Origin of the sequence: Streptomyces abikoensis, from assembly GCF_014648775.1 — a bacterium.
In the GTDB taxonomy this organism is placed as follows: domain Bacteria; phylum Actinomycetota; class Actinomycetes; order Streptomycetales; family Streptomycetaceae; genus Streptomyces; species Streptomyces abikoensis.
In genome coordinates, this window is record NZ_BMRT01000002.1 from 56,711 (window position 1) to 70,992 (window position 14,282).

General features: G+C 73.4%; 16 protein-coding genes and 1 tRNA gene. 10 read left to right on the forward strand and 7 right to left on the reverse strand.

Annotation, left to right across the window (positions count from 1 at the left end):
• Positions 1 to 993 carry a winged helix-turn-helix domain-containing protein gene (locus IE096_RS07140; RefSeq protein WP_189449794.1) on the reverse strand — a complete coding sequence of 331 codons (993 nt, stop codon included), beginning with the start codon at positions 991 to 993 and terminating at the stop codon, positions 1 to 3.
• Positions 994 to 1,121: 128 nt separating this feature from the next.
• Here IE096_RS07140 and IE096_RS07145 point away from each other — a divergent pair, with 128 nt between their 5' ends.
• A complete protein-coding gene (locus IE096_RS07145; protein ID WP_189449796.1) occupies positions 1,122 to 2,384 on the forward strand; it encodes an alpha/beta hydrolase family protein in 1,263 nt (420 codons plus the stop codon).
• Between the two features lie 127 nt (positions 2,385 to 2,511).
• Complete coding sequence (locus IE096_RS07150) at positions 2,512 to 2,904, forward strand: hypothetical protein (RefSeq protein ID WP_189449798.1); 393 nt, start codon at positions 2,512 to 2,514, stop codon at positions 2,902 to 2,904.
• 12 nt (positions 2,905 to 2,916) lie between these two features.
• Here IE096_RS07150 and IE096_RS07155 read toward each other — a convergent pair whose 3' ends face one another.
• Positions 2,917 to 4,503, reverse strand: coding sequence for an FAD-dependent monooxygenase (locus tag IE096_RS07155; protein WP_189449800.1), 1,587 nt, complete (start codon positions 4,501 to 4,503; stop codon positions 2,917 to 2,919).
• 46 nt (positions 4,504 to 4,549) lie between these two features.
• On the opposite strand from IE096_RS07155, the gene IE096_RS07160 reads away from it, so the two are divergent.
• The 3 genes from IE096_RS07160 (at position 4,550) to IE096_RS07170 (ending at position 6,532) form a co-directional block, all read left to right on the forward strand.
• Positions 4,550 to 5,038 (forward strand): MarR family winged helix-turn-helix transcriptional regulator, encoded by a 489-nt coding sequence (locus tag IE096_RS07160; protein WP_189449802.1) that lies wholly within the window; start codon positions 4,550 to 4,552, stop codon positions 5,036 to 5,038.
• A gap of 233 nt (positions 5,039 to 5,271) precedes the next feature.
• Positions 5,272 to 5,973, forward strand: coding sequence for a GNAT family N-acetyltransferase (locus IE096_RS07165; RefSeq protein WP_189449804.1), 702 nt, complete (start codon positions 5,272 to 5,274; stop codon positions 5,971 to 5,973).
• A gap of 97 nt (positions 5,974 to 6,070) precedes the next feature.
• A complete protein-coding gene (locus IE096_RS07170) occupies positions 6,071 to 6,532 on the forward strand; it encodes a hypothetical protein (RefSeq protein ID WP_189449807.1) in 462 nt (153 codons plus the stop codon).
• 19 nt (positions 6,533 to 6,551) lie between these two features.
• Here IE096_RS07170 and IE096_RS07175 read toward each other — a convergent pair whose 3' ends face one another.
• A complete protein-coding gene (locus IE096_RS07175) occupies positions 6,552 to 7,337 on the reverse strand; it encodes an alpha/beta fold hydrolase (RefSeq protein ID WP_189450867.1) in 786 nt (261 codons plus the stop codon).
• Between the two features lie 17 nt (positions 7,338 to 7,354).
• Complete coding sequence (locus IE096_RS07180) at positions 7,355 to 7,714, reverse strand: MmcQ/YjbR family DNA-binding protein (protein WP_189449808.1); 360 nt, start codon at positions 7,712 to 7,714, stop codon at positions 7,355 to 7,357.
• 139 nt (positions 7,715 to 7,853) lie between these two features.
• Here IE096_RS07180 and IE096_RS07185 point away from each other — a divergent pair, with 139 nt between their 5' ends.
• Positions 7,854 to 9,257, forward strand: a complete 1,404-nt coding sequence (locus tag IE096_RS07185; RefSeq protein ID WP_189449810.1) for an amino acid permease — start codon at positions 7,854 to 7,856, stop codon at positions 9,255 to 9,257.
• A gap of 99 nt (positions 9,258 to 9,356) precedes the next feature.
• On the opposite strand, the gene IE096_RS07190 is transcribed toward IE096_RS07185, so the two are convergent.
• Positions 9,357 to 9,836, reverse strand: a complete 480-nt coding sequence (locus IE096_RS07190; RefSeq protein WP_189449815.1) for an SRPBCC family protein — start codon at positions 9,834 to 9,836, stop codon at positions 9,357 to 9,359.
• Between the two features lie 17 nt (positions 9,837 to 9,853).
• The gene (locus IE096_RS07195; protein WP_189449816.1) at positions 9,854 to 10,207 is read right to left on the reverse strand and encodes an ArsR/SmtB family transcription factor; all 354 of its coding nucleotides are present in this window, start codon (positions 10,205 to 10,207) and stop codon (positions 9,854 to 9,856) included.
• A 128-nt stretch (positions 10,208 to 10,335) separates the two neighbouring features.
• On the opposite strand from IE096_RS07195, the gene IE096_RS07200 reads away from it, so the two are divergent.
• The 3 genes from IE096_RS07200 to IE096_RS07210 all read left to right on the forward strand — a co-directional run bounded on the left by IE096_RS07200 (position 10,336) and on the right by IE096_RS07210 (position 13,193).
• Complete coding sequence (locus tag IE096_RS07200) at positions 10,336 to 11,280, forward strand: phosphotransferase (RefSeq protein ID WP_189449817.1); 945 nt, start codon at positions 10,336 to 10,338, stop codon at positions 11,278 to 11,280.
• A gap of 216 nt (positions 11,281 to 11,496) precedes the next feature.
• Positions 11,497 to 12,789, forward strand: coding sequence for a benzoate/H(+) symporter BenE family transporter (locus IE096_RS07205; protein WP_189449824.1), 1,293 nt, complete (start codon positions 11,497 to 11,499; stop codon positions 12,787 to 12,789).
• Between the two features lie 44 nt (positions 12,790 to 12,833).
• Positions 12,834 to 13,193 carry a DUF937 domain-containing protein gene (locus IE096_RS07210; protein ID WP_189449826.1) on the forward strand — a complete coding sequence of 120 codons (360 nt, stop codon included), beginning with the start codon at positions 12,834 to 12,836 and terminating at the stop codon, positions 13,191 to 13,193.
• Positions 13,194 to 13,255: 62 nt separating this feature from the next.
• On the opposite strand, the gene IE096_RS07215 is transcribed toward IE096_RS07210, so the two are convergent.
• A tRNA-Ala gene (locus tag IE096_RS07215) sits at positions 13,256 to 13,328 on the reverse strand.
• A 197-nt stretch (positions 13,329 to 13,525) separates the two neighbouring features.
• On the opposite strand from IE096_RS07215, the gene IE096_RS07220 reads away from it, so the two are divergent.
• Complete coding sequence (locus IE096_RS07220; protein WP_189449829.1) at positions 13,526 to 14,185, forward strand: NADPH-dependent FMN reductase; 660 nt, start codon at positions 13,526 to 13,528, stop codon at positions 14,183 to 14,185.
• Positions 14,186 to 14,282: the final 97 nt, after the last annotated feature.

Here is a 14,282-nt window from a genome sequence, read left to right on the forward strand (position 1 = left end):
CTACGGCTTGTGACCCCATTTTTCGTCCCGTCCCACCAGGAGGGTCCCCATGGCGGTGCGCCGGTGGAGGACGGCCCGCCCGGCGCGGACGGTGGTGACGAGCCCGGCCCCGCGCAGGGCGGCGGCGTGGGCGGAGGCCGTGGCGTCGCTGACGCCCAGCCGCCGGGCGAGACCGCTCGTGGTGTGCTCCTCCGCGAGGAGGAGCAGCATCTCGCAACGGGTGCGCCCGAGCACCCGCGCCAGCGCCTCCTCCGGGCCGCCCCGGTCGTCCGGACCCGCCGGGGTGAGCGGCAGGCCGGGCCCGGCGGGGAAGGTCACGTGGACGGGGCGGCCGGGCAGGTCGGAGACGAGCGGGTGCCCGGTCCAGTGGAAGGTGGGCCGCAGCACCAGGCCGCGTCCGCCGGGCTCGACGTCCCGCTCCCCGGTCCCGGGCAGCTCCCAGACGCTCCCGCGCAGCCGCGCGCCCGGCACGAGGCCGGCGAGCGCGGCGCCGAGGCCGTGCTCGGCCACCGCCAGGGCGTGACGGGTGAACTCCCGCTGATGGAGGTCCTGCACCACGGGCCACACGGGACGCACCACGCTCTCGAACGCCGCGTGCTGCGCCCGCCGCAGGACGCGCCAGCCGCCGGCTTCGCCCCGGTGGAGGTCGCGGAGCCAGGGCGGGGGCGGCGCGGGGTGCCCGGCGTAGACCCGCTCGATCTCCGAGCGGATCCGGTCGGGGTGCCACTGCCGGGCGGCGTCGAGCGCGTCCGGGAGGGAGTCGTCGAACACGTCGAGGAAGCCGGGTGCCCGGCCGGCGGGGACGAGGTCCGCCAGTGCCCCGGCGGCGGCCGGCAGGGAGTGGAGCGACCGTCTCCGCCAGCGGCCGTAGAGCAGTTCGTCGCCGGGGGTCAGCAGCTTCATCAGGGCCGTGTTCAGCTCCAGCAGCGGGGCCGCCCGGGGCGCGAAGCGGACCCCGGCGAAGTCGGCGGCGGTGAAGTGGATCCTGATCACTGCTCTCCTCGGACGGCACCTCGGGGTGGCCGCGCGCCATCGTTTCGGCCAGGGCCTCAACCTTCGCCCTCGCTCCCCTCCGGGCCGCAGCATAAAGGCCGCGTCGACGGAGAGATGAGAGGAAGATCATGTTCCCTACAGGAGCGACGACCCGGCGAGGCGTCGTCAGATCGGCCGTGCTGGCGGGTGCCGCGCTGCTGCTCGCGGACGGTGCGACACCGGCTCGGGCACGGCAGCGGCAGCGGTCTCGTGCCACGACCGGCGTCACCCTGCGCCTGCCGAGGCCGACCGGCCCGTACCCGACCGGGGTCACCACGCTGTATCTGGTCGACCGTTCCCGGCCCGACCCCTTGACACCCTCGATTCCGGTGCGGGAGCTGATGGTCACGGTCTTCTACCCGGCCCGCGCGGTGCACGGCAGGCCCGTGGCCCCGCAGATGTCCGCCCTCGCGGCGCGGAAGTTCCCGGAGACCGCCGCCGCGATCCACCCGGGCCTGCCCCCGAGCGGCGTGGACTGGGCGGCCACCTTGACCCATTCGTACGCCGGAGCGCCCGCGCGGCCCGGACGGCGGCGGCCGGTGCTGCTGTACAGCCCGGGTGGCGGCGATCCGCGCGCCATGGGCACCGGGCTCGCCGAGGAGCTCGCGAGCCACGGCTACGCGGTGGTGACGGTCGATCATCCGGGCGACGCGGGCGTGGTCGAGTTCCCGGGCACGAGGGGCGGCCGTCCCGAGCTCTGGCGCGAGACCGTCTTCCGGGGCGATCCGCGCAGGGACCCGCCGCTCTTCCGCACCGTGATCGACACCCGGATCGCGGACGTCCGTTTCGTCCTGGACGCGCTGGAGGCGCTGGCGGCCGGACGGAACCCGGACGCGGCGGGGCGGCCGCTGCCCGAGGGCCTCGGCCGCGCGCTGGACCCGCGCCGGGTCGGCGCGTACGGCCACTCGGCGGGCGGCACCACCGTCGCCGAGGCCATGTACGAGGACCGGCGCGTCCGCGCGGCCGTCGACATGGAGGGCTATCTCGACCACCCGGCCGAGGGCCCCGGGCGCGCGGGAGAGCCGTATCCGGTCGCCCGCCACGGGGTGGACCGGCCGCTGCTCCTGCTGGGCACCGACGGCTTTCCCGAGCGGCGGCAGCTCGAACGGTCCTGGTCGGCCGTGCTCGCCCACCCTGGCGGGCGCACGGAGCGGCGGTGCCTCGACCGGGCCGCGCACGGGGTGTTCACCGACTACGCCGCCTTCGTGCCCCAGTTGGCGTCGGCGGGGCTACTCACCGCCGAGGACCGGATCCGGCTGGTCGGCGCGGTCGACCCCGCCGTCTCGGTGCCGTGGATACGTCACCATGTGCGCTCGTTCTTCGCCCGCCACCTGCCGGCACCCGGGAGCTGAGCGAGGGCCAGACCATGACGTTCGGCGATATCTCACCTCAAAGGACTGTTTCCATGAAAAGAGGGGCAGTTTGTCATCAAGGGCGTGAGCCCGACGACTGAACCACGCTGTTCTCAAGGGGGAGTTCATGCCGGACGACGAGGCGGGCAGCGCGGGCAGCCCGGTCCGCGAGGGGAGCCCGGATTCGGCGGTCGACCGGGTGGCCGACTTCTACGGCGCCTACATCGACGCCGTCGACGACGGAACCGACGACCTGAGCGACGAGCTTCGCGCCCACTACCTCACGGAGGACCTCCGGCAGCGGCTGGCCGCCTGGGAGGAGGCCAACCACGCCGACGGCGTCCTGCGCGCCCAGGACGTGCCCACCCACTGGGCGGTCCGCTACCACGACTCCGGCGCCGGGCACCTGTTCACCACGGTCACGCTCACCTGGGGCACCGGCCCGGACGCCGGGCACACCCGGCTGGCGGTGCAGAGCGATCTGAGCACCAAGCTCATCTCGGACATCGAGGACGGCTGAGGGAACCCCCGGTCACCGGTCGAGCACCACCCGCAGGGCCCGCTCGACCTCCGCCGGATCGCCCTGCGCCCGTTCGCGCCAGGCGATCAGGCCGTCGGGCCGGACGAGCACCGCCCCGGACGGGGTGACGCCGTGCGCCGCCGCCCAGTCCCCCGCCAGGGCCGGGACGGCCACGGGGACGCCGAGACGCTCGGCGGCCCGCTCCGCCGCGGACCGCCGGCCCTCGTCGTCGGTGAGCAGCACGAAGCCGCGGCCGTACAGGTCCCGCGTGGACCCGCCGGCCAGCGGGACGTGGGGCGCACGGGTGCCGGGGCGGCCGCTGGGGGCGGCCGGGTCCTCGAAGAGGGCGTCGTCCGAGGGGGCCGTCGGCTCGGGGACGAACGCGCCCGCCGGGCAGCGGTAGCCGAACAGCAGGCGGGCCGGGTCGATCCGATCGGCCACGGTGTCGTCGGCCAGGTGCGGTGACATCCGGTGCACCATGTTGGCGTACTGCTGCTCGACCAGGCACTCCGCGAAGGGCCTGCGTTCGGCGTCGTGGCTGTCCAGCAGCCCGGGCCCGGCCTGGCCGCGGACGACCGCGGCGAGCTTCCAGGCGAGGTGGTGGCCGTCCATCAGGGCGCTGTTGCCGCCCTGCCCTCCGGTCGGCGGCATCACGTGGGCGGCGTCCCCGACGAGGTGCACCCTGCCGGACGAGAAGCGGTCCGCGACCCGGCAGGCGGTCGACCACGTCGTCGCGCCGAGCAGCTTCACCTCCAGCTCCGGAAGGCCCGTGACCAGCCGGACGATCTCGCGGGCGCCCTCCTCGTCCCGGGGCGCCCGCGCCTCGACGGCGGCGACGAACCTGCCGGGCGTGTCGGTGGAGACGAACGCGCCCGAGCCGCCGGGCAGCGCGGGGTTCTGGAGGTAGTGCATCTGCACCGCCGCGCCGTCGAGGGCCAGGTCGAGGTCGGCCTCGAAGAGGAGGCTGGTGCTCTCGCCGATGGTGCCGCGCCCGTGGGCGCCGATGCCGGCCGCCTCGCGGATCCCGCCGCGATGACCGTCCGCGCCCACCAGGTAGGCGGCCTCGACCTCGTACGCCTCGCCGGTGGTCAGGTCGCGCAGGACGGCGGTGACGCCGTCCGGCCCGTCGGTGAAGGACTCCAGGCGGGTGGAGAACCGTATGTCCGCGCCGAGCTCGGCGGCGCGCGCGGCCAGCAGCGGCTCCGCGCGCTCCTGGCTGACCATGCCGGTGGGGGCGGGCGAGTACCGCGCGAAGTCCGGCATGGCCTCGGTGATGCTGTGGAACACCCGCCCGGTCACGCTCTCCGCGATGGCGATGGTCATCTCGGGCCGCCCCGGGGGCGCCGCGTCGAGGAAGGCCCGCTCCAGCCCGGCGGCGCGGAGCGCCTCCATGGCGGCGGGCATCTGACCGCGGGCCTTCGGCTCCAGCGACGTACCGGGGTGACGCTCGGCCACCAGCGCGGGCACGCCGTGGAGTCCGAGGAAGAGCGCGGTGGACAGGCCGCCGAGGCCGGCTCCGACGATCAGGACGGGTGTGGTCCGGGTGTGCACGGTCGCCTCCAGGCACCTAGAATAATTCCAGGAAGCGGATATTCCCATGCATCGAAATATCCGTCCCATCGAGATATAGCTGCCGAGGTGTGCCGTGTCAACCGAGAACAGGTCCGGCGGGAACAGGTCCGAGCTGATCGACTCCCTGATGAAGGCCATGCGCGACCAGGCGGGTCGCGGGCTGATGCTGCACGGCGCGATCGCCGAGCGGTTCGGGCTGAACTTCACGGACCTCAAGTGCCTCGACCTGGTACGCCACGAGGAGGAGCCGACGGCCGGGAGGATCGCGGCGGCCACCGGTCTGAGCACCTCGGCCGTCACCGCCGTGCTCGACCGCCTGGAGCGGCGCGGCTTCATCGAGCGCCGGCGCGGCACGGCCGACCGGCGCAAGGTCGTCGTGGTCGCCACCGGCCGGCACGACGCCGAGATGCAGGAGGTCTTCGCCGGGTTCGGCAGGACGGTGACGGCCGTCCTGGACGACTACGACGACGAGCGGCTCGCCTTCCTCCTGGAGGTGACGCGCCGTCTCAACCGGGCAGCCCACGAGGCCACGGAGCAGCTCACCGACGGCGGAAAGGGCTGACGGGAGAGCAGGGAAGGCCATATACCGGACGAGACGAGGAGCGGCACGGCGGGTTTACCGTTCCGTTTCCTTCTGTTTACCTTTCAGCCCTTCGCGCGGGGGTATCCCGACCTCATACTGACGACACCCGTCCCGCAAGCCCCACGGTGAGCGTGAGTACCACCGTGCCGGAAAGCCGCTGGACGTCTCTCCTTTCTCTGTCGTCACCCCCATCGCTGAAGGATCCAGGCGCCGTGCCCGTACCCGTTTTCCTCCACGGCCGCACCGTGCGGCTGGAACCGCTCGGCGAGCACCACATCGAGGGCCTGGCCGCCGCGGCGGCCGAGGACCGCAGCAGCTACGCCTTCACTCCCGTGCCGCACGGCCCGGAGGCCACGGCCCGCTACGTGGCCGAGGCCCTCGCGGCCCGCGCCGCGGGCCGGGCGCTGCCCTTCGCCACCGTGCGGATCGCGGACGGCCTGGTCATGGGCTCGACGCGGTTCTGCGAGCTGGACTACTGGCAGGGCCCGGTGCAGTGGCCCCCGGCCCCGCGCGGCCCGCTCGGCGATCCCCTCACCGCGATACCCGACGCGGTGGAGATCGGCGGGACCTGGCTCTCCGCGCACGCCCAGGGCACCGGCGCCAACACCGAGAGCAAGCTCCTGATGCTGCGCCACGCGTTCGAGACCTGGGGCGTGCGACGGGTGTCCCTGCGCGCGGACTCCCGCAACGCCCGCTCGCGCGCGGCCATCGAGCGTCTCGGCGCGGTCCTCGAGGGCGTCCACCGCGCCCACACCCGGGGCCTCGACGGCATGGTCCGGGGCACGGCCTTCTACTCCATCCTCGACGAGGAGTGGCCCGGCGTACGGGCCGGGCTCGAGCACCGGGTCGAGCACCGGACCGGGGCCGGGCACCACCACGCCCCCCTGCTCGCGCGCCCGCTCGTCTCGGCGTAACGGCCCGGGGCGGCGGAGCCCGCCCGTTTCCTCGGTGGCGCGGGCTCGTTGTGCGAAGGCGAGCCGTACCCCGAACCCGAGGAAAAGGAGAAGCGCTGTGCGCTGGATGAGCATCGCTCTGGCCGCGGTGGCCACGGTCGGCGTCATGAGCACCCCGGCGGCCGCCGCCCAGGTCGACCGGGAGTCGCGTTCCCCCGCCCATCTGCGTGTCGGCCCGCCGTGGCCCTACAAGGACTGTATGGACACGGCCGTCAAGCAGCACAAGGAGAGCCCCGACCACGCCAAGTGGCACTGCGACCAGCTCGTGCAGAAGGGCTGGATCAAGCCGCCGACCGCACAGGACACCGCGGCACAGAGCACGACCCCCAAGGGGACGACCCCGAAGGGAAAGAACCCCAAGGGAACCAGCCCCAAGGGCGCCGGCCCGAAGAGCGGCGGGCCCAAGAGCGGCCACTCGAAGGGCCACGGCTCCGCGCACGGCAAGACCAAGGCCGAGCACAAGACCCCGCACAAGAGCGGCGGCGCGAAGGGCGCCCCCAAGGCCGCCCCCAAGCGTTAGGCCCCGCCCTCCCGTCCCGCTAGGCCCGCTCGTGCTCCCGGAGGAAGTCCAGGACGAGCGGGCCGGCGACGGACCGGAACTCCTCGAAGTAGGCGTGGCGCGCCCCCGGGATCAGGCACAGCCGGGCGCCGGGCACGCGCTCCGCGAGCAGGGTGGCGTTCGCGGTGGGGTTGAGCAGGTCGTCGTCGCCGTGCACCACCAGCGTGGGCGCCTGGATGCCCGGAAGCGCGTCCCACGCGTCGTGCCGCTCGCTGGCGACCAGGTGCCTGAGCCGTTCCTTCGGCGTCATGGTGGGGTCGCCGAGCGTGTGGTGCGGGCCGGGGTGGCTCGCGAGCCAGCCCGGCGTGTACATCAGCTCCAGCAGGGCCCGCCTGCCCGCGGGCGCGGGCCGCATCAGCGACAGGCGCACGTCGTCGCCGCGGTCGACCGCGTTCGGGCCGCCGGGGGACGTACAGCCGAGCACGAGGGCCCGGACCCGGTCCGGCCGGTGGGCGGCGAGCCACTGGGCGACGCGGCCGCCCATGGACGTGCCGTAGACGTGGGCCCGTTCGACGCCGAGGTCGTCGAGGACCGCGAGCGCGTCCCGGGCGAAACCCTCGATGCTGTAGGGCTCGTCGGGGCGGTCGCTCTCGCCCGTCCCCCGGTAGTCGAGGGTGACGGTGCGGTGGGCGGCGCGGAAGTCGTCGAGGACGCCGTCCCACCAGTGGTGGGTGTTGCCCTGCCCGGCCAGCAGGAGCAGGGGCTCGCCCGCTCCTCCTGCCCGATAGGCGATCCGGGCTCCGTCGGCACTCTTGGCGTACCGCATGTCCCGCGTGGACCGCATCAGGCGTCGCCGGAGCGCAGGGCGGCGGGCAGGGCCTCCAGCAGCCGCTCGGGCGCCGCCTGCTTCCAGGAGTCCACGAGGATGTCGCGCAGCTCGTCCATGTCCTCCAGGGCTGCGAGGCGTACGCGCACCCATGAGGAGCTCGCCTCGTGCGGCGGCACCCAGAACTTCTCCGGCTCGGCCGCGATCAGCTCGGCCCGCTCGTGCTTCGGGCAGCGGACGGCGAAGGACGTCTGGTCGTCGGGGATCGTGATGTACATCTTTCCCGCGACGCGGAAGGTGGGCATGCTCCATGCCTCCTTCTCCACGGTTTCCGGCAGGGAAAGCGCGATACGGCGGATGTCATCAGCATTGATCATGGCCCCACATTAATGCGCGCGCTGTCCGACGATCACCCTGCGTGAAGCGACCGTCCGGATATCGGACGCCGCGGCCGGGGCCGTGCGCGCTTCTCCATACTCGAGACTCCCCGATCTCGGATAATGGACAGGTACGACCATGAGCCGGACACTCACATCTCCTCCCCCGCCGGTGGAGAGCACTCCTCAGCAGGGCTCCCCGCTGTCGAACGGGCTCAAGCAGCGGCACCTTTCGATGATCGCCCTCGGTGGCGTCATCGGCGCGGGCCTCTTCGTCGGCTCGGGCGCCGGCATCGCCGCGGCCGGCCCGTCGATCGTGCTCGCGTACGCCGTGTCCGGCCTGCTCGTGATGTTCGTGATGCGGATGCTCGGCGAGATGTCCGCCGCCAATCCGGCCTCCGGCTCCTTCTCCGTCCACGCCGACCGGGCGATCGGCCCGTGGGCCGGCTTCACCGCGGGCTGGATGTTCTGGACCCTGCTGGTCGTGGGCGTGGCGATCGAGGCGATCGGCGCGGCCCACATCGTGCAGGGCTGGCTGCCGGGCACCCCGTCCTGGCTGTGGGTCCTGCTCTTCATGGCGCTGTTCTGCGGCACCAACCTGGGCGCGGTCGCGCACTTCGGCGAGTTCGAGTTCTGGTTCGCCACCCTGAAGATCGGCGCGATCGCGCTCTTCCTGATCCTCGGCACCCTCGCCGTCCTGGGCGTCCTGCCCGGCACGGACTCCCCCGGAGCCGCCCACCTCACCGGCGCCGGCGGCTTCCTGCCCACGGGCGTGGACGGGCTGCTCATCGGCCTGCTGGCCTCGCTCGCCGCGTACGGCGGCCTGGAGACGGTGACCATCGCGGCCGCCGAGTCGGAGGACCCGGTGCGCGGCGTGGCCAAGGCCGTGCGGACGACGATGTGGCGCATCGGCATCGTCTACGTCGGCTCGATGCTCGTCATCGTCACGCTCATCCCGTGGAACGACAAGTCCGTCACCGAGGACGGCCCGTACGCCGCCGTGCTCGACCGGCTGGGCGTCCCGGGCGGCGGCCAGATCATGAACGTGGTCGTGCTGATCGCCCTGCTGTCGGCCATGAACGCCAACATCTACGGCGCCTCGCGCATGGCCTACTCGCTGGTCGCGCGCGGCCAGGGCCCCAAGGCCCTGGGCAGGGTCTCCGGCGGCGTGCCGCGCCGCGCGGTGCTCGCGTCGTCCGCGTTCGGCTTCGTCGCCGTCCTGCTGTCGTACTGGTACCCCACCACGGTCTTCGCCTGGCTGCTCAACATGGTCGGCGGGGTCGTCCTGGTGGTGTGGGGCTTCATCGCCGTCTCCCAGCTGCGGCTGCGCCGCCGGCTGGAGCGCGAGGCGCCCGAGCGCCTGACGGTGCGGATGTGGGGCTTCCCGTATCTGACGTGGGTGACGCTGGCCGGGGTGGCCGGGGCGCTGGGCCTCATGGCCCTCGACGCCGACACCCGGGTGCAGCTGTACTTCACCGGTGGCCTGGCGGTGGCCCTGGCCGCCGTGGGCTACGCGCGCCAGCGGGCCGTCGCGGCGCACTGACCGCGCCCGCCGCGCCTTCCCCACCAGAATCGTCCGAGGCCGGTTCCCGTTTCGCACGGGAACCGGCCTCGGGCCTTTTCGAATGCGGGCTATGGCGGACTAGGCGTCCTCCATGCCGTCGAGGCAGGACAGCAGGGAGCGCATGACGTGGCTGCGCCAGCCTCCGCTCATGATGGCGCGCGCCTTCTGCTGGAGCGGGTTGTCCGGGTCGAAGCCCTCGTGGTCCAGGAAGAGCCGGGTGCCCCGGCCCTCCGGCTCAAGCGTCCAGGTGATCGTCCAGTCGACGTCGGCGCCGTTCTCCGGGTGGGCGTCCCGCCAGCCGATCCGCAGCATCTTCCCGTCCTCGAAGGCCAGGACCTCGGCCGCGATCGTGCCGGAGAACCCCGTGGCGGGGATGGCGACGGCCCGCATGGTGTACCGGTGGCCGACCTCCAGGCGGAAGTCGCCGGGCATCAGCCACTGGGCGAGCAGCTCGGGTTCGGTCAGGGCCCGCCACACCTTGGCGGGCGGGTGCGGCAGGAACTCGTCGACCCGGACCGCGGTCAGGTCGTCGCGCTCGTTCACGTCTTGCTCGTTCATGATGGCTCCTCGCTCGTTCATGATTCCTCGTCCTCCATTTCGTCGAGCACCGTCCGCAGGGCGGACAGCTTGTCGCGCCAGAAGCGCTCATAGGGGTGCAGCCACTCCTGCACCTCGAAGAGGGGCGCTGCCTCCAGCTCGTAGAAGCGCTGACGGCCCACCTTGTTCTCGCTCACCAGCCCGCACTCGCGCAGCACCCGCAGGTGCTCGGAGAAGCTGGGCCTGGCCATGTCGAAGTGGCCCGCCAGCTCCGCGACGGGCTGTGGCCCGCGCTCCCGCAACAGCCTCAGCACCTCACGGCGCACCGGGCTGGCCAGAGCCGCGAAGACGCGACCCTCCGACGTCCCGGTACCGATGGGAGTGGTGTTCATGGAGACGACTATAGGTAGGAAATTTCCTACATGTCATGTCGATCAAGGAACTCGCCCCTTGTGGGGGAAAACCCGCTTGTGGGAAAAACCCGTTGGCCCGGGCCCGTCCCGTGGCGAACCATACGGAGATGGAGACGATCGCACCCCCGGCCACCGGTGTCCGCCGGCCCTGGGCCGACCTGCCGCCCGCCGTGCGCCGCGCCCTGGAGGACGCGCTGGGCGGACGCGTCGTCGAGGCGCACAGCCAGAGCGGCGGCTTCTCACCCGGCGTCGCCGCCCGGGTCCAGCTCGCCGACGGCCGGCGCGCCTTCGTCAAGGCCGTCAGCGCCGAGACGAACGCCCACAGCCCCCGGCTGCACCGCGCCGAGGCCCGCAACAGCGCCGCCATGCCGCCCGGCGCCCCCGCGCCCCGGCTGCTCGGCACGTACGACGACGGGACCTGGGTCGCCCTGCTCCTCGAGGACGTCCCGGGCCGGCAGCCCCGCGTCCCCTGGCTCCCCGCCGAACTGGACCGGGTCCTCACCGCCGTCGACGGGCTGAGCCGCGCCATGACCCCGGCCCCGTTCGAGGTGCCCGTCGTGGCCGAGAGCGAGGCGGAGGCGTTCACCGGCTGGCGGACCCTGCTCGCCGCGGGCGACACCGCGCGCCTCGACCCGTGGGCGGCCGACCGGCTCGCGCTGCTGGCCGGCCTGGAGTCCGGCTGGGCGGAGCCCGCCACCGGCGACAGCCTCGCCCACGGCGACCTGCGCGCCGACAACATCCTGCTCACCGACGACCGCGTGGTGTTCGTCGACTGGCCCCACGCCCTGCGGGCCGCCCCCTGGTACGACCTGCTGGTGATGCTGCCGAGCGTCGCGTCCCAGGGCGGTCCCGACCCGGAGTCCGTCTTCACCGCGCACCCCCTGGGCCGGGCCGCCGACCCCAAGGGCGTGACCTCGGTGCTCGCCGCGGTGGCCGGGTACTTCGTCCGCCAGTCGCTCCTGCCCGACCCGCCCGGCCTGCCGACCCTCCGGGCCTTCCAGGCCGCCCAGGGGGCGGCGGCCCTGGCGTGGCTGGCCCGGCGCCTGGGGTGAGCCCCCGGGCCGGGTCTTCCGCGATGTAACGATCACCACCCGGGGCGGAGCCGTCCGTGGCGCTACGCTGCCGTGCGACGGTCGCCGCGTGCGAGGTGGGGGACGCTCCGGTCACCGGAGCGCCGTCCGGGCCATGGACTCCGGCCGGCCCCGAGGCCCCCGCCGGGCCCGTGGCCGGCCCGAGCAGTCAGTGGAACCGCGCGACGGAGGAATCTCGTGAGCACCGAATCCCGTGACACCGGCACCCTCGACGCCGCTGCCGGCACGTCACCATCCGCCGCGTCACCGGCCGCCGCGTCGCCACCGGCCGGGAGACCGGCGGAGGACCGCCCGCGGCTTGCGCGCGACATCTCGCTGTCCGCCGTCCTCGCGGGGTTCGTGGCCGTCGTCGTCTCCTACTCCGGGCCCCTCGTCATCGTGCTCGCCGCCGCGTCGGCGGGACGCCTCGACACCGCGCAGACCGGGTCCTGGATCTGGGCCATATCCATAGGCAGCGGCCTGACCTGCGTAGCCCTCAGCCTCGTCACGCGGATGCCGGTCATCACGGCCTTCTCGACCCCGGGCGCGGCCCTGCTCGTCACCAGCCTCGGCGCGTACTCGTACGCGGAGGCGGTCGGCGCGTTCGTCGTCACGGGCCTGCTCATCAGCCTGGTCGGGCTGACCGGGGTGTTCGGGCGGCTGATGCGGCAGGTGCCCACGGCGGTGGTCTCGGCCATGCTCGCGGGCATCCTCTTCTCCTTCGGCACCGGCGTGTTCACCTCCCTGCGCACCGCGCCCTGGATCGCCGGTGCCGTGCTGCTCGCCTATCTGCTGGGCAAGCGGTGGCTCCCCCGGTACGCGGTGCTGCTGGCGCTCGCCGCGGGGGCGCTGTGCGCCACGGCCACCTCGCGCGTCCACATCCGGCTCGACCACATCGAGCTCGCCCGGCCGGTGTTCACCGCGCCCGCGTTCTCCCTCGCCTCCCTCATCGGGATCGCGGTGCCCCTGACCCTGGCGACGCTGGCCTCGCAGAACGCCCCCGGCATGGCGGTGCTCACCGCGTCGGGCTACGCGCCGAAGGACCGGCTGCTGATCGGCTCCACCGGCATCGTCTCCACGCTGCTCGCGCCCTTCGGGTCGCACGCCGTCAACCTCGCGGCCATCACCGCCGCCATCTGCACCGGCCCCGAGGCCCACCGCGACCCGCGCCGCCGCTACGTCGCCGGGGTCGCGTGCGGCGCGTTCTACCTCCTCGTCGGGTCCTTCGGCACGACCCTGGTGGCGTTCTTCGCCGGGCTGCCGAAGGAGCTCGTCGCCGCGATCGCCGGAGTCGCCCTCTTCGGGGCGCTGGCGGGCGGCCTGGCGGGCGCCGTTCGGGAGGAGCGGGACCGGGAGGCCGCGCTGGTCACCTTCCTGGCCACCGCCTCCGGCGTCACCCTCCTGGGCATCGGCTCGGCCTTCTGGGGGCTGGTCCTCGGCGTCGCCACGCATGTGCTGCTGACGCTCGGGCGTCACCGGCATGGCGGGTAGCGCGTTGGGTACCGAGGCCGACGCGTCGGCGTAGTGTCGACAACATGGCAGATGACTCGCTGCGAGCCGACGTGCTCGACGAGCTGGGGGACGACCGGATCGAGGAACTGGCCCAGGAGCTCGGCACCGACACCGAGGGCGCCAAACAGGTCGTGGCGGCCACGGTCGACGAGCTCCCCGCCGAACTGACCGGGGGCGGGGCGCTCGGCCTCGGCGGGCTCGGCGGCGGACTGGCGGGCGGCCTGGGCGGCGGGCTGATGTCCGGCGTCCTCAGCAAGATCACACGGCCGGTGGCCGAGGCCGTCGCGAAGCGGACGGGGCTGCCGCCCGCCACCGTCGCCAAGGCCCTGGAGCTGCTGCTCCCCGTGGTGATGACGACGATCGCGAAGCGCCGGAAGCGCTGACGCGCGTCCCCCGCGCGAACGACCGAGAGGCCGCCCGTTACGGGCGGCCTCTCGGTCCACTGTGGAGCTAAGGAGAATTGAACTCCTGACCTCCTGCATGCCATGCAGGCGCTCTACCAACTGAGCTATAGCCCCTTGTTCTGTTGTCCGCCCGGTTTCCCTCGCGGTCTCCCTGGCGACACGGAGAACATTACACGGCCCCCCTGCCCTTCCACCAAATCGGTGCCTCGCCCGGAAGGCCCAGCCCCGTGGCGTGCCGCCCGCCCCGGGAGCAGACTGGTCCGGACGGCGCCCAGCCGGGCGCGTGCCGCACCCGCCGGAAGGACGGATTCATGGCCACGGACGTCCGCCCCGGCCCCCTGCGGGTCCTCGTCTTCGGCGCCGCGCTGCGGGCCGGATCGACCAACGCCCGCCTCGCCTCCCTGGTGGCCCGGCTGATCACCGAGGCCGGGGCCGACGCCGACCTCGCCACCATGCGCGAATTCGACATGCCGCTGTACGACGGGGACGCGGAGGAGGCCGACGGCATCCCGGCCGGCGCGCTCGCGCTGCACGAACGGATGGAGGGCGCCGACGCCCTCGTCATCTCCTCCCCCGAGTACAACGCCTCCGTGCCCGGCCTCCTCAAGAACGCCATCGACTGGGTCTCCCGCGTGCAGCCACAGGCGTTCAAGACCAAGCACGCGCTGCTGGTCTCCGCCTCCCCGTCGCTCGTCGGCGGCAACCGTGGCCTGTGGGCCCTGCGGGTGCCCCTGGAGCACCTCGGCACCCGTGTCTACCCGGACATGTTCAGCCTCGCCCGCTCGTACGACAGCTTCGCGGAGGACGGGTCGCTGGCCGACCCCGGGCACCAGCAGCGCCTCACGGAGACGGTGGAGGCGTTCCTCAAACTCGTCGAGGCCGACACGCGCTACGTCTGCTTGCAGCGCCGCTGGTACGAGTTCCTGGGCGACCGCTCCGAGGCGCCCATCACCCACCGCGCGGAAGTCTGAGGACGGCCCGCGAACGCCGTAACCCTCTCCGGGCTCCCAAGCGTTGACGTGGGATTTCCCGCCGTGCCAGATTCTGGGCGACATCGCGCGAGCCAGG